General features: G+C 51.3%; 16 protein-coding genes. 4 read left to right on the top strand and 12 right to left on the bottom strand.

The window, feature by feature from the left end; genetic code table 11:
• Positions 1–54: 54 nt before the first annotated feature.
• Positions 55–1,359, bottom strand: a complete 1,305-nt coding sequence (locus AC3GOJ_RS10220) for a histidine kinase dimerization/phospho-acceptor domain-containing protein (protein WP_488237367.1) — start codon at positions 1,357–1,359, stop codon at positions 55–57.
• Positions 1,356–2,069: a response regulator gene (locus AC3GOJ_RS10215; protein WP_488237366.1), complete on the bottom strand. Its 714-nt coding sequence runs from the start codon at positions 2,067–2,069 to the stop codon at positions 1,356–1,358. Before AC3GOJ_RS10215 ends, AC3GOJ_RS10220 begins: the two co-directional genes overlap by 4 nt.
• A gap of 147 nt (positions 2,070–2,216) precedes the next feature.
• On the opposite strand from AC3GOJ_RS10215, the gene AC3GOJ_RS10210 reads away from it, so the two are divergent.
• Positions 2,217–4,241 (top strand): beta strand repeat-containing protein, encoded by a 2,025-nt coding sequence (locus AC3GOJ_RS10210; RefSeq protein ID WP_488237365.1) that lies wholly within the window; start codon positions 2,217–2,219, stop codon positions 4,239–4,241.
• Between the two features lie 100 nt (positions 4,242–4,341).
• On the opposite strand, the gene AC3GOJ_RS10205 is transcribed toward AC3GOJ_RS10210, so the two are convergent.
• Positions 4,342–6,933, bottom strand: coding sequence for a thaumatin family protein (locus AC3GOJ_RS10205; protein ID WP_488237364.1), 2,592 nt, complete (start codon positions 6,931–6,933; stop codon positions 4,342–4,344).
• Between the two features lie 99 nt (positions 6,934–7,032).
• The gene (locus tag AC3GOJ_RS10200; protein WP_488237363.1) at positions 7,033–7,818 is read right to left on the bottom strand and encodes a sulfite exporter TauE/SafE family protein; all 786 of its coding nucleotides are present in this window, start codon (positions 7,816–7,818) and stop codon (positions 7,033–7,035) included.
• Between the two features lie 50 nt (positions 7,819–7,868).
• Between AC3GOJ_RS10200 and cysC the strand changes: the two genes are divergently transcribed.
• A complete protein-coding gene (gene cysC, locus AC3GOJ_RS10195; RefSeq protein ID WP_488237362.1) occupies positions 7,869–8,462 on the top strand; it encodes an adenylyl-sulfate kinase in 594 nt (197 codons plus the stop codon).
• Positions 8,463–8,483: 21 nt separating this feature from the next.
• Here cysC and AC3GOJ_RS10190 read toward each other — a convergent pair whose 3' ends face one another.
• Complete coding sequence (locus AC3GOJ_RS10190; protein WP_488237361.1) at positions 8,484–10,889, bottom strand: O-linked N-acetylglucosamine transferase family protein; 2,406 nt, start codon at positions 10,887–10,889, stop codon at positions 8,484–8,486.
• A 121-nt stretch (positions 10,890–11,010) separates the two neighbouring features.
• Between AC3GOJ_RS10190 and AC3GOJ_RS10185 the strand changes: the two genes are divergently transcribed.
• On the top strand, positions 11,011–12,690 hold the full coding sequence (locus AC3GOJ_RS10185; RefSeq protein WP_488237360.1) for a glycosyltransferase family 4 protein: 1,680 nt from the start codon (positions 11,011–11,013) through the stop codon (positions 12,688–12,690).
• On the opposite strand, the gene AC3GOJ_RS10180 is transcribed toward AC3GOJ_RS10185, so the two are convergent.
• Together AC3GOJ_RS10180 and AC3GOJ_RS10175 are read right to left on the bottom strand one after the other, a co-directional pair.
• On the bottom strand, positions 12,687–13,667 hold the full coding sequence (locus AC3GOJ_RS10180; RefSeq protein ID WP_488237359.1) for a M23 family metallopeptidase: 981 nt from the start codon (positions 13,665–13,667) through the stop codon (positions 12,687–12,689). The genes AC3GOJ_RS10185 and AC3GOJ_RS10180 overlap by 4 nt on opposite strands.
• A gap of 68 nt (positions 13,668–13,735) precedes the next feature.
• Positions 13,736–14,596, bottom strand: a complete 861-nt coding sequence (locus AC3GOJ_RS10175; RefSeq protein WP_488237358.1) for a hypothetical protein — start codon at positions 14,594–14,596, stop codon at positions 13,736–13,738.
• A 249-nt stretch (positions 14,597–14,845) separates the two neighbouring features.
• Between AC3GOJ_RS10175 and AC3GOJ_RS10170 the strand changes: the two genes are divergently transcribed.
• Positions 14,846–15,805 carry a hypothetical protein gene (locus tag AC3GOJ_RS10170; RefSeq protein ID WP_488237357.1) on the top strand — a complete coding sequence of 320 codons (960 nt, stop codon included), beginning with the start codon at positions 14,846–14,848 and terminating at the stop codon, positions 15,803–15,805.
• 10 nt (positions 15,806–15,815) lie between these two features.
• Here AC3GOJ_RS10170 and AC3GOJ_RS10165 read toward each other — a convergent pair whose 3' ends face one another.
• Genes AC3GOJ_RS10165 through AC3GOJ_RS10145 form a run of 5 tightly spaced genes read right to left on the bottom strand, consistent with a single transcriptional unit; the run spans position 15,816 to position 20,092 of the window.
• Positions 15,816–16,514 carry an alpha/beta fold hydrolase gene (locus AC3GOJ_RS10165; RefSeq protein WP_488237356.1) on the bottom strand — a complete coding sequence of 233 codons (699 nt, stop codon included), beginning with the start codon at positions 16,512–16,514 and terminating at the stop codon, positions 15,816–15,818.
• A 12-nt stretch (positions 16,515–16,526) separates the two neighbouring features.
• Entirely contained in the window at positions 16,527–17,561 is a 1,035-nt protein-coding gene (locus tag AC3GOJ_RS10160) for an N-acetylneuraminate synthase family protein (protein ID WP_488237355.1), read from the bottom strand.
• 7 nt (positions 17,562–17,568) lie between these two features.
• Positions 17,569–19,359 carry a thiamine pyrophosphate-binding protein gene (locus AC3GOJ_RS10155; RefSeq protein WP_488237354.1) on the bottom strand — a complete coding sequence of 597 codons (1,791 nt, stop codon included), beginning with the start codon at positions 19,357–19,359 and terminating at the stop codon, positions 17,569–17,571.
• 12 nt (positions 19,360–19,371) lie between these two features.
• Positions 19,372–19,848 (bottom strand): 3-hydroxyacyl-ACP dehydratase FabZ, encoded by a 477-nt coding sequence (gene fabZ / locus AC3GOJ_RS10150; RefSeq protein WP_488237353.1) that lies wholly within the window; start codon positions 19,846–19,848, stop codon positions 19,372–19,374.
• 4 nt (positions 19,849–19,852) lie between these two features.
• On the bottom strand, positions 19,853–20,092 hold the full coding sequence (locus AC3GOJ_RS10145) for an acyl carrier protein (RefSeq protein WP_488237352.1): 240 nt from the start codon (positions 20,090–20,092) through the stop codon (positions 19,853–19,855).
• Positions 20,093–20,108 lie beyond the last annotated feature (16 nt).

Raw genomic sequence — 20,108 nt, 5'->3', positions numbered from 1 at the left:
ATTGGCTAAAGGATATCTGAACAACATTCACCGCACCGAAACCGTTACAAACTGTTACACAACCGGCGAAAACAGAATTTCTACCGTTCGTTCGCCCAAGGGCGCGGACAAAATACGCACCTCGGCATCATGCACCTCCGCCAGACGACGTACGATCGCCAACCCCAAGCCGCTTTGCTGCCCATTCACCGCAGAGCGCAATGCCGCCACCAGGGCAGAGTCTCTGACGCTTTGCGACTGCAGATTGGTGACCGACACACACACCTGCCCTGACTCGGTCATACGGCTATGCACGGCAACGCCCCCCTCACCGTAACGCAAGGCGTTATCAATCAGGTTGTAAAGCAGCCGGGTGAGCGCCAGCGGTTTAAAAGAGAGCGGCGGCATCGTGTGCAAATCAAGTAGCAACACCTCCCCGGCCCGCCGATATTTGGCTGCAATCGAATTCAACAGGGCATTCAGATCCGCGGATTGCGTAGGCTCGGACTGCTCGGTATCCAGCTTCGACAACTCAATGAACTGATCCAGAATCGCCCGCATTTCTTCAATATCATCGCGCAGTCCCTCATTCAGCGCGCTGTCCTTGGATTCCCCTAATTCCAGAGCGATCCGCATCCGGCTCAACGGCGTTCGCAGATCATGCGCAATACCGGCCAGAAAGCGTTCCCGTTCAGTCAACATCTGGTTAATCTCCTGGTGCATCTGATTCAAGGCTGCCGCCAAATGGGCAATTTCCGTGGGGCTATCGTCACTCACGGTGACATCACCCACGTTTTCCCCCTGCCCCACCCGTCGGGCCATCTCTGAAAGGTGGGCTATCGGGCGCGACAAATGCGCGGCGATCAACCAGGCTGCTGTGCTACTCAGAAGTAACGTCACAATAACGGCCGCCATGAGCAGCTTAAAACCCTGCAGACGATCGCCCATCGGCACACCCACCGCAAAAGGACGTGCACCCTGATACTGAATCCAGAGTATCTGCTCGGGGTCTGTTTTAAAGCCGATCCGTACCTGCCCTCCCAGATGTTGCTGGATGCGACCACCAATCAATCGCAACCCCGGATAAGGCGGCAGCGGCTGCAACCCTTCAACCTCCCCGGGCACGATCATGATCTCATTATTGGAGACCCAGCCAGGTGTGATAAACCCCAGGCCGGGTCCGGACGACATGCCTTGCTGCCGATAACCGGCATCGACCAGCGCCAACGCCAGTGACGAAAAACTATCGATCGCTGGCCGGTAGAGAAACATGTACACACCCGCTGTCAGCACCAACTGGTTAACCACCAGCACAATCGCAAAAGACGACCAGAACTGGCGCAAAATACCGCCACGCCAGCGAAAAAGCCTCAAGCTCATGGCGCCTCGCTCACGTCGGCCACAAACACATAGCCGATGCCGCGCAGGGTACGAATCATGCTTTCGCCCGCGTGCGGGGCATCCAGACGCTTCCGTAACCGCGACACCAGCATATCAATCGCCCGCTGATCCGGTTGATGCTCGCGAGAGGCCATGCGCAAGACCAGCTGATGCCGGGACATCGGCTGGCCGGCTGCCGCCAGAAATAATCGGAGCAGGGCAAACTCGCCCGTCGACAGGTGAATCAGCTCCGGGCCTTTGTAAAGTGATTGCTGCCGGACATTCAATTCAAAATCGCCAAAAGCATAAGAACCACCGAGCGCACCATGCAGATCAAGATGCTGGGCAGGCTGCCTTCTCAACACCGCCCGGATACGCGCCAGAAGCTCCATCGGATTGAAGGGCTTGGTCAGATAATCATCCGCCCCTAGTTCCAGGCCGTTAATCCGGTCTGCATCGTCGCCACGGGCGGTAAGCATCACAATCGGAATCAGATTGCCGCGCCGGCGCAACTGCTGACACAGCGTCAAACCATCTTCTCCCGGCAGATTAATATCTAGAATCAGCAAATCAAACAGGCCGCTTTCCAGACGACGGTACATGTCACGGCCGTCTCCGGCAAGACGCACGTCAAAACCCTGCTCACCCAGAAACCGGGAAAGCAGACCACTCAATCGCACATCATCATCCACTAACAGGATACGCCCCACGACCACTCCTTTATTTCAGCATTACCTTACCCCAGCCATCATCACCTCGCCATAGAATGTGGTTTTCTGTGTGTAACAGTTTGTAACAGCAGTAGTACTGAATACGCAATCTTGTTTAAATTGCAAAAAAACTCCGGAGAACATCTCATGTCCCACCCCACACTTTTTAACCCACTTCGCCTACGGACGCTCACCCTATCCCTTATTGCCGCCGGCCTCGTCGCCTGCGGCGGTGGCGGCGGTTCCAGCAGCACGAGCAGCGCTCCCTCGGTAACCTACGCCGTGACCAACCTCAACGACAGTGGCGCCGGGTCGTTCCGTGCAGCGCTTGAGGCTGCAAACGCCAACCCCGGTCAGTATTCGGCCATCACCTTCCAAGTCGCAGGCACCATCACACTGGCCAGCAATCTCCCGGCCATCACCAGTCGTGTACTCATCGACGGCACCACGGCTCCGGGCTACACCACGACAAACGGCCCCACCGTTGCACTCAACTTCAATAACACTTATAACGGGCTCAATTTCAATACGGGGTCCAGCCTTTCCGGTATGTCCGGCCTGGCTGTTGTTCGCTCTAGCAGCAACGGCATCACGCTCAATGCCGGCAGTATTGCCCTCATGCTCAATCAGGTCGGTGTCGATCTGACTGGTGCCGATGCTGGTAACGCAGAAGATGGTATCCACATCAACGCCACTTCGAATAACAACCGCATTGGCGACAACCTCAGCAGCGCCTCCAACTACTTCTCAAACCTCATTTCCGGCAACGGTGGTGACGGCATCGAAATTAACGGCAGCTCTGGCAACACGGTTCAATCTAACCTTATCGGCATCAATCGTGCCGGCACTGCCGCCATCAAGAATGATGGCAACGGTATTCTGATCACAGCCGCAGCCTCCAATAACACCATCGGTGGCACCGCCTACTACGACTCATCAACCCAGCAAACCAACAACCCGACCGGCAACAAAGGCACCGTGCCAATCGTTGCCATTCGTCCGCCACAAGGTAACGTGGTCTCCGGCAATGACCTCAACGGCATTCTCATTGAAAACTTCTCTGAGAACAACGTGCTCAGCGGTAACTTTGTGGGCACGAGCGCGTCTGGCAACAGCGCCGTCGCCAACCGTCTGGATGGGGTTCTGATTCGTTATGCCAACAATAATTCACTCATCGGCTGTACCTTTGTCGATGAGCCTTTCATCTATTACAACGTCCTTAGCGGCAACGGTGCCAACGGTCTGCACATCTCGGACGCCAACAACATCACCGTCCAGGCTAACTTCTTCGGATCGGGTGGCAACAACCAGACCATGGTTGGCAATGGCATGCATGGTATCTGGGTCACGGGCAGCTCGACCGCAGTTCAGGTCGGCGGCGTCATCCCACTCGGTAACGTATCCGCGGGTAACGCCCTGGATGGCATTAACGTGGCAGACACAGTCAGTGGCTTCACCACTTTCAACACCTTTGGCGGTCTCTTTGCCTTCCAGGGCGCTGCACCCAATCGCCGTAACGGCATCACCATCACGGCTACCGGGGGCAATAACCTGATTCGTACCAACGTCTTCTCAGGAAATTACGGTAACGGGATTGAGCTTTCGGGTGACGCCTATGGTGTAACAGTAGACCCCAACATCGTCGGCCTAGATACGGATGGCACCGGATGGCTTGCCAACAGCCCGACGGGCAATAACTATGGCAACGGTGGCAGCGGCGTTCTGGTCAAAGACAATGCCAGCTTTAACTACATTGGTGGTTACAACCAGTCCGTGATACCGCAAAACACCTTCTCAGGGAACAGCCGCTATGGTGTTGAAATTGTCGGCAATGCGCATCACAACTACCTGTTCAACTCAGCCATCGGCATCAGCTCAGATCAGGTCACCGTCTTTGGCAATGGTATGGGTGGTGTGTATATCGGTGGCAACAGCCGCAATACGTATGCCGGTATCTTTACACCCCCCAACAGTACCACAACAGGCAAGGCCAGCAACATCAGCGGCAACGTGGGCTTTGGCGTCACGGTTGCTGATACCGCGTCTTACACGACCGTACAAAGCAACTGTATTGGTTGTAACGTGCTTAACGTGCAAGACCCGGCATTCCGCAATACATTAGGTACGACGCGGGTGACCAGCACTGGCGCAGGTAACGACGTACAGCAATAGTCAGAGATCTGGGTAACGCGCCGAGCATCGAAGTTACCCAGATCCTCAAATAAAAACCGGCCAACTGGCCGGTTTTTATTTTGCATCCAATTCCAATCAATTACTTCGTGTCACCAAACGTTGCCGTGTAGTTAATGCTATCCGCCGCGTTGTAACACTGGAACGTTGAACTCTTGTCATCAAACGGATAGGTGTAACAGCTCGGACAGGCCTGCTTGAGCCACAAAAGGCTAGGCTGCACATAGCTGATCCAGTTGGTGTTAGACCACTGCACCGGTTCTGCAACACGGGTCAGGTTTCTCGGGGACATTGTTGGGCCACCGGCAACAGGTGTTGTCTGGTTATCCCAGGCCACACCACCGCACGCATAGTACTGACCCTGTGCCGAGTTGGTATAAGCACTGAAAGAACCGCCTTCACACATCTGCAGATTCCCCACCGACACCCCTGTCACCGAAGTATTGAACCCGAACGGTGCATTATTCGTCGCACTCTGATTGACGCCGTAGATGGTGTCTGCCGTAATCCAGGCCAGATGATCGCCGCAATAGAGATCTTGACCCGTAAAGTTTGCACCACCCTGAACCACCGTGGTGGTCGCAGTACCGGTGTTGTTCACGGCATAACCGCAAACCTGCGAGGCGCTACAGGTACCCAAATTCGGATTACCCGCCGAGGCACACTGTGTCGCCGTCTTGGCATCCGCATCCACCAACCGGAAGAAGCGGCTATATTCCGACGTCGGCACACCTGTAACAGCTGGATAAGAGGCGGCGGATGGCGTCAACTGCCATGTTGCCGTGCCAATGCCCGTTGCCAAATTCGCCGGATAGCCGCCCCCCTGGACTGCGGCACTCCCTGCCGTACCGCAGTTGGTATAAGGATCGGTAGCACTTGGCGTCGTCACGCCAAAAGCCAACGACTTATTAACCCCATTGATAATCGAAACGTCGTAATAATCGGAGACTGCATTGGCCGCTGTCGATGCAGTTGTGGCCTGGAAAGTCACCTCGCCCAGTGTCACGACCCCCAGTGGTGATGCACCGGTGCCCGGGGCGCAACCGCCAACACCCCCACTATAGGCGCTATTACAGCTTCCGATTTTACAAGTACCGTTAGCAGAACATTGTTGCCGCGCGTAAAAATTACCCGACCAATGAATCGGCGCTAGCGCACCATCTCCCGGTGCCAGGCTGTACTTGGAAATATAGAGCTTGGTCGAGGAAGTACCGCCCTGCGCCATCAAATAAGGATTGGCGCCAGTTGTGGTGGGCACAGGGGTCGGCTGATCCCAGAAGCACACAAAGTCACCCGAAGGGTTCTGTCCTGGTTGCAAACAAGACGACCCCATCGGGCAAGCCTGCCGTGGATTCGTAGGTCCGCACTTCGAGTTCGCCTGCGAATTCTGCTTGGCAATCCGCTGACCCGCCGCCGAGCCTGCATTGGTCGTTGGGTTAAGGTACGCCGATGCGGCACCACCGGTAATGCCAATCCACAGATTCTCTGTCGTTGACGTGTTGGTAAATGTCACCACGCGTACGGCATCGCTCGTTGAATTCGGGATGGCCGTTATCGTAATTGGATCGGGCGTTGCATAAGTCTGACCATTGGCACTGGTCAATGAACCGGTAATAGTTACTGAACCGGCATCAGCACTCGCCATAATGCCGAAGCCACAACCATAGTCAATCTGAGCCGTATTCATCGTACAGGTGACGCTACCGGACTTGGTGGGCGTGGTGTTATTGCCGCTGGTAAAGCTATAAAAGGACACCGGAGAATTCGCCGTCCAACCCGAAATACTCAGCGTTAGTGTCGGCGTATCCGCTACCGAACCCACCGACTGCCAGTTCGCAAAAACCGGCCCCTTCATACCATTAGGAATCAGATTTACCTTTTTATCGGGTGAAATCACCACCAGGCCATTATTGGTCGTGCTTTGCGGGGTGGCATTCACCACAATGCTTGAATACGTATGCCCTGCCCCTTGGGTACTAAGCCCGCTCACGGTAATTGCAGTCGTCCCACTAGCCGGCAAGCCGCTAATGGTGGTGCTACACAAAGGTTGTGCCGTTGTCACCGAACAGGACGCGGGCGAAGCCGAACCGGCTGCCGGCGTAAAACGGATCGTTGTACCCGAAGTCAGGAGCTGGCTCCCCGCAATACGCGCATACACCTTAAGCTGACCACCCACCGGGTAACCCAGATTCACGGGCGAGCTGGTCGTATAGTTGCTATCCCCCGGGCCGACTGCAACCGCCAGCGACCCATAATTGACCGTGCCCCCATTACTCACCACGATCGGCAGCGAAACACTGGCATAGCCTGTGGCAGAGGCCGTAATACGGGTAGCGCCCGTCGCAATGCCCTTGATCTGTAAATGACACTCGCTGGCCACCGGGGTGCTTGAGAGCACACAGGTTGTATGATCCACCGTTGCAATGGCGGTTTGCTCCACCGCCACCGTTACGACCTGACCGGCAACGCCGCTGCTGTTTTCCAGCGACAATGTCAGGGAATAATTATTGCCAACTCTCACATCGACCGGAGCATCCGGAAAGAAAGCCAGACTACCCGGTGTGCCGCCCCCTGAACTACCACTACCGCCACCGCCGCTACAGGCAACCAATACCATGGCCAAAAGAACACTTAATCCCCAACGGGTCGCATGCGTTACACTCTTTTTAAACATGGGGTCACCACTTTCTGCAAGATTAGGGCTATCGAATCATTCTTTGCCTGTGAGCTTACAAAACACTTACTAAAACGAGTAAGCATTTTTCATGCGGCCCTATGTCGAGACCAATGTCTTCCAACCCGCCACAAAAAGCACCACGGCAAGCAAAAGCTGTATCCAGCGGCCCGAGACCCGTCTAGCGAGAAGGCTTCCCAAAATAATCGCCGGAATCGAGCCCACCAACAGACTCATTAGCATCTCCCAATCAACCAAGCCGGCAAAGAGATACCCCAACCCTGCCACCACCGCCAACGGGATCGCATGCATCAGATCGGTCGCCACCAGCCGGTGCGGCGTCATTCGTAGCGGGTACAAATAAAGCAGCATCACGCTACCTAATGCACCCGCACCCACCGAGGTGAGTGCAACACAAATCCCGAGGGTTGCACCGGCCAACACCGTGAGCGCCGGTTGCAACGCCTTGAACCGGGCGGGGTTATCGAGACGACGGCCGCGCGCTAGTGCATAAAGACGTGGCGCAAGCAACAGCCCAACCGCCGTCACCAAAACCACGGCGCCGATTGCCTGCGTGAGCCAGGCCACTTTTACCAAAGGCCCAGCAAAGGCAACCACCAAAACCACCGCCAGCGCCATAGGGAGGCTGCCTAACCACATGCGCCTGACCACCTGCCAATCCACCTGGCCGGCATCATGATGAATCCAGGCGCCAACCACTTTGGTCGTTGCCGCAAACCACAAATCTGTTGCAATCGCCGTCGTGGGTGCCACCCCAAAAAAGAGTAGCAAAATAGGCGTCATGAGCGCACCACCACCCACCCCGGTTATCCCGACAATAAATCCTGTCAGAGCGCCTGCTGTTGCATAAGCTAAGTCAATCATGTCCTGTATTATGGCATCTTTACAAAGTCCGCCTGAACCTGTTGCAGCCCATGACACACAAGCCCGCCTTGAATCTGTTTCCCCAAAATTTCGACATCACGCGACAGGACCGGGAAGCGCTCAAAGCGCAAAAAGGCAAGGTAATCTGGTTTACAGGACTATCGGGTTCGGGCAAATCGACGTTGGCCAATGCCTTGGAATACGCCCTTCACCAGGCGGGTAAACACACCTACATCCTGGACGGCGACAACATCCGCCATGGCCTCAATAAAGACCTGGGCTTTAGCGATGCCGACCGCGTCGAAAACATACGCCGTATTGCCGAAGTAGCTCGTCTAATGGCTGACGCGGGTCTTATCGTCATTACCGCCTTTATATCCCCCTTCAAACGGGAACGGGAGATGGCCCGTGAGCTCATTGGCAGCGAACACTTCCTGGAAGTGTATGTCAGCACACCCCTAAGCATCTGCGAGCAGCGCGACCCCAAAGGCCTTTATAAAAAAGCCCGCAGCGGCGAACTGCCCAATATGACGGGCATTTCCAGCCCCTACGAAGCGCCTGACCATCCGGAATTCATTGCCGATGGCGCTGCCCAGGACATCAAGACGACCGTTGGCGCACTAATCACACTAGCGCTGAAATAGCCCTGATTCAAAAAAACAACATCAGACCTTTATTGCTCGCACCGTCATTCTGATCTCGCTGATCGCATTATTGGTCGTAAGCGCCAACCGATCAAACTCGGCACGGGTTAACTTACCTGATACCAAATCAGCCCGATAGTTTTCTGCTGGCAGCAACTCTGTGCGTTCCACCTCAAAATCCACACCCAGATAGAGCGCCAGTGGCGTATTGGAAGCGTGCGTCGCCTTCCATTTTTCATTATTCTTTTTACTGAAAAGCGACATCACCTGCGGGGTAATAATGCGCACATGGGTTGGGTCGCCAATAAAGTTGTCATGGCGGGGGTGTGGCACATTGATCTGGATTTTGGCGTTAGGGACACAAACACGATACAACTCTTTGATGATGCCAAAGAACACATCACTCGTCGCACCGAGGTGCTCTAAACAATGATTAAACAAGACCTCTTCGACCGAATTGTCGGGGAGCTTCCAAGGCGTGACCTCCAGATCCATCTGTAAGTCTGGTGAGCACTCCTTGAACTTATCAACGTTAACGAATCCGGGAACCTTGTTCTGGCCACACCCCATATTGAGCTTCATCTTGTCTTTTCCCCCATGCAACTTTGCATCGGATATTAACCCATTCGTCATCACGTCCGACACCCTGGTTTTATTCAAGTGCCACGCCCACATCCCCTCAATCGCTTGGCCAAAGTTTTGTGCAAAGCGCGGCGTGTCCATCAAGGGTGAAGACATCACCTGCCCCCGCAAAGTCTTTCGCAAGGCAGCCAACTCCTCGAGATCGCTCGCAAATGCCACCGCTTTTGTTACAAAATCTTGCCTGTTCTGCGCAATCCAGGCCGATTGCCCTGAATTAATGGCAATCGATTCCCCGAGGTGCGACAAAAAGCGATTTCCTTTGAGGGTTAACACCGGCACGCCCATCCATAGGGCATCAACTGAGGTTGTCCCCCCGGGGTACGGAAAGGTATCCAGCACCATATCGATTCGGTTATAGGCCGCGAAATAATCTCTATGCGTCGTCGGCCTCTCGAGTATTAAGCGGTCTTGCGAAATCCCCTGCTGCCCAAAACGTCCCAGCACCGCCTCCGCTACCCGCGGTTCAGCCAACTGTTTAGCTTTGAGGCAAAGCTTAGAACTGGGAAGTTTTTGGAGTACCTGAGCCCAAAGCTCAATGACTGCGTCGTTCATCTTGGCCAGATTACCGAAACAGCCAAAAGTAATGGTGCCATTCTTAAGCGCTGGCAAGGGCTCGATGGGTAACGGTTCAGCAGGTGGTGTCAAACACAACCAGGTTTCTGCCAGCGGCCAGCTCCTTTCACTGAAATGCCCCGCTTCCTCTTCAGGCAGCATGACGGGATCCCCGATAAAGAAATCCATCTCCGGCAAGCCGGTGGTCGCAAAATACCCCAGCCAACTCGCCTGCACCGGGGCCGGCCGATAAGCGAACACGGGCAATCGGTTGTGCGCCGAATGACCCGACAAATCAATCAAAACCTGAATTTTATTTTCATAAATGAGCTGAGCGGCCTCTGCATCGGTTTTAGTAACGATTGGCAGCCACGCCTTAAAACTGGGTTTAATCCGTTCCGTGAGCGGATCTTCTTTGTAGTGTGTTGGAAAGGCATACAACTCAAATTGCGTTGGATCCAGATGCTGAATCAACCCCTCCATAAAATAACCCACCGGGTGATTACAGAGATCCCCTGAGGCAAAGCCCAGCCGCAATTTATTGGACCGCTCAGGCTCTTGTCTAAACTGCAGCTTGGGAACAGACTTGGCCGAGATTAGGCCACCAAAGCGTTTAGCCTCATCAAGGGCCCGCTTGGGTGATACAGACTCAAAATAATTGAGACTAAACAACAGATTGCTAAGCGCCTTGGTATCATTTGGATTTTGTTTCAGCGCTTCACGATAGCTGGCAATCGCCCCCGGCAAAAGGCCTAGATCTTTAAGGACGTTGCCCAAATTATTGTGGGCACGTGCCGTACTGGGGTCGCGTTCGATTGCAGATCGGTACATGGCTTCCGCCTCTATCAACCGACCTCGCGCCTGATATATTGCACCTAAATTGACTCTTGCATCAGCATAGTCAGGCCTTAGTTTTATTGATGCAATATAGCTCTTCTCGGCGGCATTCAGTTGACTCAGGTGGTGCTGCGTTTGTCCCAAATTATAAAATGCTTGGGCATCGTTAGGGTCCAGTAAAACAGATCGCTGCATGGCTGCCAGTGCAGCTTCCAATTCGCCTTTCTGTATTAATACCCTACCCAACACCTTCCAGGCGAATGGGTGATTCGGATATTGCTGCGTTAGCACCCTCGCCTGCTGCTCTGCCAACACAAAGTTTTTCGCCGTATAACTGCCCAGCAAATTATCCAACGCTTGTTGTAGGGTTTGGGCTTGATCGGATGGGTTCATCATTTGCCAATTGTCTCAAGAAATCCGTTTCCCGTAATTCATGAATGCTCGGCATTTCCTCATCCCGTTCAAAGCCAAGTAATATTGCGCTTAAACAATGCTCAATTTCAGAGATGGTTAGCGTATGAATCCGCAGGCAAATCAGGACAACCCAAAGAACATTCCCTTTGCCATTTACTACGCCGGCGACGCCTACAACACTGCCCAAAAAATCATGGGGCGCCAATCTGCTGGCAAGGCATTTATTAAAGGCATCGCACGCACCTGGCCAGACGCAACTTTATATGGTCAAGGCCCTGATGCAGATGGCGGCCATACCTTAGCTCAACAGCTTGCCCAAGACGGATACGCTGGCGATGTACGCTGGAACCGCCTACCCAATCTAGGCCCAGCAATTCAAATCGGTGCACTTTACTACCCTGCCCCGCCCACCAAAGACCTGGCCCATCTACGCAATTTGCAGAACCCCAACGCCTTTAGTCTTATGGGGGTTACGCATACGCTATCTTCCGCTGGCAGCATGGATCAGATTGCAGATCTAATTCTGCCACCCTTTAAACCCTGGGATGCCCTCATTTGTACCTCCCGCTGCGGCCGAGACCTTATCAAGGCACTGCATGATGAAATGACAACCTGGTGGCGGGATCAGGTGGGCGACATCCGTTTTAACACCCCGCAACTTCCTGTCATCCCCCTTGGGGTTGATGTACCCTTCTTTAAGCCAGAACCCGGTGCTAAATCACAGGCACGGGAAAAGTTCGGCCTTACAAGCAACGAGACTGTCTTTCTCTTTTCAGGTCGTTTGGCATTTCATGCCAAGGCCAATCAGGCGCCGCTTTACCAGGCCCTGGAAAAAGCTTCCCAGCATGGTCCGATTGTCTGCATTGAATCGGGCATCTTTCCCAACGAGGGCATTAAACAAGCCTACCTGCAGGCGCAGAAGACACTCGCGCCCTCGGTACGCTTTATCTGGGTAAACGGCCAAGACGAGGTTACTTATCGCCAGGCGTGGCTTGCTTCAGACGTTTTTGTATCGATTTCAGACAACATCCAAGAGACCTTCGGTTTAACGCCTGTTGAAGCCATGGCCGCTGGGCTGCCCGTGATTGTGGCTGACTGGGATGGCTACAGTGAAACGATCCGTGACGGTATTGACGGATTCTGCGTAACGACCCTGCTGCCGCCAGCAGGAGCAGGCAACGATCTGGCCATGCGCCATGCCTTTGGTTTAGACACCTATGACATGTACATTGGCAGAACCAGTATGGCCACAGTGGCTGACCCGAGTCGATTGGCTGATGCCATTAGCCAGCTAGCGCGAGACCCGGCACTTCGCCAGAAGATGGGCAACAGCGGCTTGCAACGCGCCAGAGAAGTATTTGACTGGCCCGTCATTCTCAAACAATATGCCGCGCTCGCCATGGAGCTCAGTAGACTCAGGAACCAATCCTCACCGGAACCCGCCATAGCCTGGCCGCAACGTGCAGACCCGTTCAAACGCTTTGCGCATTTTCCGACTGGCACCCTGAAAGCCAACTGGTTGGTCCACCCCACCCCTGATGCAACTCACCGGCTAAGATCTCTTTTGTCGCTGCACATGGCCAACTATGTACTCGATCCCGAATTGTTACCCCAGGAAACAATTCAGATGCTGCTCCAGTCGGCACAGCGGCCTGAGGTTCATACGGTGCAATCTTTACTCGCTACTACGGGGCAATTATCTGCGCCGGGCGTTCGGTCTTTAATGTGGTTATGGAAATTTGATCTCATCCGCATCGCAACCGAACCAGCCCAACAGTCCTAGCGAATCATGACCTCACCCTTTGCCACCGCAATTTCCTGACTAGACCGCAACAATCTGACTTGGCCCACATACAGGCCCGCCGGCCAAGCAGAGTTCCCTCGCCGTTTGCCTACCCCGCCGACCCAGACGGCTTTGTTGCCCGAGATCTTGTCTGAACTCTGCACAAAGGTCTTTCCATCCGGGCCGATGATCTGCATCTGCCATTGATCGTCGTCTCTAACCCCTATCACCTGCGCCCAGAATACTAGCTGGGGCGCATCTGAGGGCATCTGCGGGTCATTATATTTACCGGACTGCGCCTCTAGCCGGCTGGGAATATGATCTGCAAATCCCGCCTGCAAAATGGCGGTGGGAATATACGCCAAGGCGGCTCTTGAAGCAGGGCTCCATAAGCTATCTTCCCCAATCACTGCCCGGCAGGTAGCGCCGTCTTTGGGTTGAAACGGGTCAACGACCTTGCCGTTATGCCTGACAGAAAAATCCACATGCGGAAAATCGGCATTGCCTGATTCCCCAATCATGCCCAGCACGTCACCGCGAGCAACGGTTTGGCCCTTCTTAACCAACACACTGCCTTTGCGCAAATGACTGTACTGCGTCTGCCAACCATCCCCGTGATCAATCACCACCCCGTTACCGGCGTCTTTACCGTTGAGGTTTTCCTTGCCGCGAATTGAGACTGCGACATCAGGCTCGCCATCGCGCACCCCCAACACCACGCCAGGTGCCGCAGCCAACACGGCCACACCCTGCGCCATTGCTACCTCATCGATCACCCGGAAATCGGTACCCGCATGATCGTTATAGGTAAGGTAACCACAGGCAAAATCCCGATAGGCGGCACTGGGATCATGATCGACATAGTTTTGAACAAAGCAGGCTTTAGCCATGTCACACCGAACCGGCACACCCAGAATAGGCTGCGCAGCAAAGACAATGGCTGGCAGACACCCTAAAGCCCAACAACAAATACGCACACTGCTCCGTTTAAGCACCCTGGTCATCGCCATTTTTGCCCAGATGAGAATTAGTCCGTTTTGCAAAATTAGCGATTTCCTTCTTTATCCAGCGGCGTTACATCAATCACCAGTAACTTACGGCGCCACTCTTGCTGCTTACGCAGCTCACTCAATACCTTGTAAAAATTTCTGGCTAGGTACTCGTAAGCGCGCTCATAAGGCTGTTTATCTATCTTTTTAGCGAGGCGCGCATCGCGAATCCGATCATGCGCCTCAATAATGGCGTCTCGGTTATCGGCTGCCCAAACAATCTTCCTGGCCTCTTCATAAATCAGATTGATCGCATCGCCTAGCGGCGACTTGCTTTCATCGGCACCGTCTTTCTTATACTTCACAGCCGCCATTGCGGCAGGGGTGAGGGTTTCTAGACCCATTTGTTTCATCAGTGACGCCAACCGAGAAAAGGTTTGCGGGTAATCTGTCTGCAGGGCCGTTAATGCTGCCTCATCTTTGGTGCCACGACGCAAGTTTGTGGTTTGTGCGTAATATTCACGGAAAGCCGGGACGTCACAATCATCAACGCGATATGGATCGAAGATAAATGACTCCATGCCTTTAACCATGGATAAACCAACCAGACTGAATTCATACTCCGAAGGAGCCGCATGCAAAAACTCAAACAGTTGTCGATGCTCTAAGCCTTCTAGTCGACGCTTTTTCCAAGTAAGCACAGCAAGCTCATGCACCAGAGCCGCCTCTGTAACACCACTGGGCTGAAAATCTTCTACGAACAAACCCAATAGATCATCAAATTCCTCAGGGTTCTCACCAGGCAGAACCACCTGAAGGCCGTAGACACCAATCTTGGTGGAATTGCGAGACGCAACGGCCTTACCTACCGCTGTACGTGGGCCGCCCTTACGGTTGTTTTTAGTTCTATCCATCATGACATGCTCAATACGATACAATCTTAGGTTAACATAATGAATGAGCTCTTATGCAGAGTGCTAAGATGTATGTAAAATACATCTTAACTCAACATCTTACGAACACAGATACATTAGAATTATCTTTGGAAATACGCTAGTTGCGCTTAAGAAATTCAATCGTGTGAATTACAATAAGAAAAACAATGCCATCGATACTAATTCAAACGAACAATGCACCCAATTAAATTGAGTTAGACTTAGGACTATATGAGCACCGAAATCGTTTATTTTGTATTTGCGCCACCGTATAATGAAAACATTGGTGGCTATATTGCGCTACACAAGTTGTGCGATTTAATCAACCAACAAGGAAAACCATGCTTTCTGGTACCATTGTTCAATAACAATGAAATTTCGGTTTTAAATTGGCAAGCATCTCTTAGGCAAACTTTAGCTCAGTTGAACCACTATGAAAACATGTGCAGGGATCCCGAAAGATTTTACCCAAGAAACCCAAATTTTAATACGCCAATATTCAAAGGAAATATTAACGATATTTCCAAATACAAAAATGCCGTTGTTATATACCCAGAAATAATTAATGGCAACCCATTAAACGCAAAAAATGTTGCTCGATGGTTGCTGCATGACCCAGGCTTTCACAGTGGGAAAATTCACTTTTCTAAGGGCGAAGTTCAGTTTAGATATTCTGATTATTTTGACCCAGTGATTACAAGAAATATAGAAACAGCTCCAAACATCCTTAACTTAATTGACATACCATGGGCTCTTTATCAAGAAAATGATAAAACGATTGAGAGGAAAGGCACTGCATACGCCGTTCGCAAAGGAAAAGGGAAAAAACTTGTTCATGATCTGAATGATTCTATATGCATTGATGGAAAAAGCCATTCCGAAATAGCACATATTTTTAAGCATATAAAAACATTTATAAGCTACGACACCGAAACATTTTATTCAAGCCTTGCCGTTGTTAGTGGCGCGATTTCTGTTGTAATCCCAGATTCAGACACTATTACAAGTGAGGTGCGCCAAACAAGACCCATTGAAAATGGGATCGCATATGGTTTTGATGATATACCTAGGGCGATGTCTACGAAGCAAATGCTGATAGATAAGCTTAAAAAGATGGAATCCGATTCAAAAACTAATGTATCAGAATTTATTGAGTTCTGGGAAAATAGGCTTAAAATTCTAATTAGGTGATATCTTCGCTTTAAAGCAAATTATTTAATTCTGACGGACTGTCTAACATTGGAAAATGTCCACAATTATCTAACATGATGACTTGCTCTGAATTATTCGGAAAAATATACTGTCCTCTAGCGCTTAGATAACCTTGTTTGCCTATTACTTGCAGTATAGGAAATTCAGCCTGTTTAATAGCATCTATTATTTCATTTGATTTTAATCGATCTGTTAAGTTTCTTGATATACTTCTCAAGGCCTCCCCCTTAACTATTCGAAATGAATTGCTCCAAAACTGAATCTCCTCTTTTGGAAATTTTTTTATTAATTGAGAGCGCAGTATTACCTCAGCTCCGCGCCTGAAATTTGCCGCCCAATTTTCAAAATCTAACCCCCCCATTCCATTTATTTTTTTTGTCCATTGGGCATCTTCTAAATGAACTATTCCTTCAACAAAAATCACCTTGTCTGGCTTTAATCCACTCTCAACTATTTCTGGAATTAGCGCCGCAGAGAACGAATGCATCAATATTATTTTTTGTTTCTCAGATTTTTCAGTTATATGGCTATTTACCACCCTCCAAAGACCCGCCCAGCTGTAATCATCGTCCGTTGATGCGCCATGCCCTGGCAAATCTATATCAATTACCGAGCCATCTAATCTAGGGATTAACTTACTCCATATGTTTCTTGACAATCCTAAACCATGGATCAATATGTATTGCATTTCGATTTATTTCTAAGATTCAATATCTTCAATCTTAATGACTGATCCTGCTTCTATATTTTTATTTACTTTAGCCCCAACAAATTTTTTGTATTTTTCTGGAGAGATACCGTAACCCGGTCTTTTGAATTCTATATTGTTTTCGGATATCTTTTCCCCAGGCGCCATTGCGATTTTACTAACCATACTGCGTCGCATTTTTGGAATCATTTCCAGCTCTTCTTCGCACAAAACCCGAACCATACTTCCCATGGCTGTATGAACGTTGTGACAGGCGCGAATCATAGCTTCCATTTCCTTAGGTTCCGTGGCCATCTGGTTGTCCATACCAATACGCTTACTGTCTAGCGTGAAATGTTTCTCCACAAGGCAAGCTCCCAACGCGACAGAAGCAACAGGTATTTCAAGCCCTAAGCTGTGATCAGAGTATCCAATCGGGTATTGCGGAAATTCTGCTCGTAGGGCCAATAAGTTGTTGAGTCTAATAATTTCTGGTGGTGAAGGATAAACTGATGTGCAATGCAGCACAATCAATTGCGAGTTTCCTGTGGCTGCAATCGTACCAACAGCACTTACGATTTCATTCCATTGCCCCATACCAGTTGACAGAACCAATGGCACTCCCAGTTCACCCAATTGAGTCAAATAGGGGTGGTTATTAAGCTCCATCGAGGCAATCTTGACAAAAGGCACGTTGCAGGACCTAACCAGAAAGCGTGCTTCTTCAATGGAATATGGTGTGGATGAAAAATCAATACCAACTTCCGACGCGTACTCTGACAACGCCTGCAATTGTGAGTTACCCAGCGAGAACTTTTTGACAACGCGCTTGGCAATCGCGTTGTCTTTATAATAGCTTTCACAATATAGGGTTTCAGCACTCCATGACTGAAATTTCACGCAGTCACAACCCGCCGCCTTGGCTTGGCGAATCATGTCACGAGCTATGTCCATGTCGCCAAAGTGGCTCGTATTTAATTCTGCCACAATATAGGGCTTAAGGTAGTCTCCGACTTCACGGCCGTTGCGTAAACGTACTAAGGACATTGATTCCTCACTGGTCTATAGGTTCAATGAGCATTTCGCTCAAAAACACATCACGTGGCAGGAAGGGCTCCTGGTCTTCCAGGGGGCGACGAATCAAGCGGCCATCCACTGCACTTCGGGTTTGACCGAGCTCGATGTAGCTCTGATCTTCGCGGCCCATGATTTCACACAACACAGGGCCGGATTGGGCAAACAACGCCATTAGTCCAGCATCCAACGCATCTACATTATCGATACGCTGGTAACTCAGACCAAAACACGCAGCTACTGCAGAAAAGTCAGGACAGCTGACGCCATTGCCTGGGTCTGTACCTATAGTTCGCTTGCGAAAAAGGTCCCGCTGGCGACGCCGAATAATTGAATAAACGTTATTGTTGATGACAATGATTTTCACCGGCAACTTTTGATAGCGTATGCTTTCCAGCTCCTGCAAATTCATCATGATTGAACCATCGCCAATAACGGCGAGCACTGGTCCTTGAGTGCCATATTGCGCACCGATGGCTGCTGGCAGGGCAAAACCCATGGTGCCCTGCGATGCTGGGTGGACACAGTCCATACCGGCATAGAATCGGACATTGCTAGGCAGGATCACTTCCGCCAATCCGGAGTCGGTCACTAAGGTTGTATCGGCCGGCATGATCTGGCTCAAACGGTCTGCTAACTGGTACAGATCAACTTTATCCAGCGACTGAAATTCAGGCTCCACCGCAGAAAACAGTTGTTTCCAATGTTTACATTTCTGTACCCAATCGGTCGCTACAGGTTGTGGCGAGTGTGAAAGTAACTGCTGCAAGAACTTCTTCACATCTGCTTGCACAAAGTGATCGATGCGAATGCCAGCTTTGCTGTGCTCCACCGGGTCAATATCTACAACGGTAACTCGTGCAGCGCGAGCAAATTTGCAAGTGTCGTTGCCCGTGGTTAAAGCTGTCAGCCGCGAACCAAGCACCAGCACATAATCTGCATTTTGCACGGCAAAGTTACCTGCGCGCGAGCACCCCATCGCTCCAACCGAGCCGATTGAGAGTGCATGCGCCGATCCGTAGCTATCAGGAGCAGAGGCGGCATAGGTCAAAGGCAGATTCCAACCTTCCACCAATTGGCGCAACAGTTCATCTGCGCCCGCCGCGCGAACACCTTTGCCAATCAGTAACACCGGACGCTGTGCTTGGTACAAATCCTGCGCAATTCGCCGCACGGACTCCGAGCCAGGGACTGGGTTGGCATCGGGCGGCAACGAGGCAGCAGGCAGAGTATCCGGGTCAATCAGCGCACTTTGCAGATCTAAAGGCACGTCCAGCCAGACAGGGCCTTTACGCCCAGTGAGCGCTGCATGCAGGGCACGATCCATCACCTCTACGATGCTCTGCGGATTTTCTAGCATGTGGGCATATTTTGTGATGGGGCTAACGAGAGAGACGATATCAGCCTCTTGCTGGCCATAGGTGCGCAGCGGGATGCCAGTGTGGCGCGTAGTTTCTCGCAGGATGTTTTGGCCGGAAATGAAAATGCACGGCACGCCGTCCTGCCAAGCTGACAGCACACCGGTGATCGTGTTAGTGGATGCGCACCCAGTGGAAACCAAACAGGCACCCAAACCACGTTTTTTCTCAGCGTAAGCTATCGTCGCAAAGGCGCACGATTGCTCGTGATGCAGGGATACCGCCTGCAACGCTTTGTTTTTGGCCAACGCATCACTTAAAAACAATGCGCCACGCCCTGTTACTTGAAACACATGACCCACACCCGCCTGCTCCAAGCGTTGCATGATGTAGTCTGCAACACGCATCATCATCGTGCAAAATCCTCAAGCTTTGGGTTTGAATTGATCTAAAACGTCCGGCACAGCCACAACAAACTCAGCACTGCAAGCCGGCTCACCATCGACAAAACTCTCCGCTGAGCCCATGGCGATACCACGCTTAAATGTTTTCAGGTTTGCCTCAATCCGTAATACATCACCTGGGACGATCTTTCGTTTGAAGCGGATGTTATTAATTGAAACAAAATTTGTTTTCATGCCGGCATATTGCTCTTGGCACAAAAATGTCAATATGAACGTCTGCACTAGACTTTCAATCTGAACAAACCCAGGCACATTCGGTTCATCTTCAAAGTGCCCGGGGAAAAACCATTCATTGTACGTAAAGCATTTAATACCAGTCGCCCGCTTTCCGGGTTCTATATCAATTATTTTATCTACCAACAAAACCGGATAACGGTTGCGCTGATGCTTGATAATGGCCTTAATGTCCATGGTCGGAGATTTTGCGTCTTCCGCCATCGACTTATTCCATGCTTACGCTGTATTTAGCGAGAATGGTTTGACCCACTTCGAAGCTGGAGAACTCGATTATATCGTCTATGTCCAACTCAATTTCGAACGCTTCTTCCAAAGCGGCCATTAACGCCATATGACCAACGCTATCCCAAGCAGTTATGCCCTGATATTTCAAACCAGCCAGAGCATTCTCTTCCACCATAAGGGTATCTCTGAACGCTGCAATGTACTTATCACGATTGCTCATAATCATCCTATCTCTA

The sequence above is a fragment of the Fluviibacter sp. genome, assembly GCF_057744235.1.
This window is presented reverse-complemented; position numbering and strand designations above follow the sequence as displayed.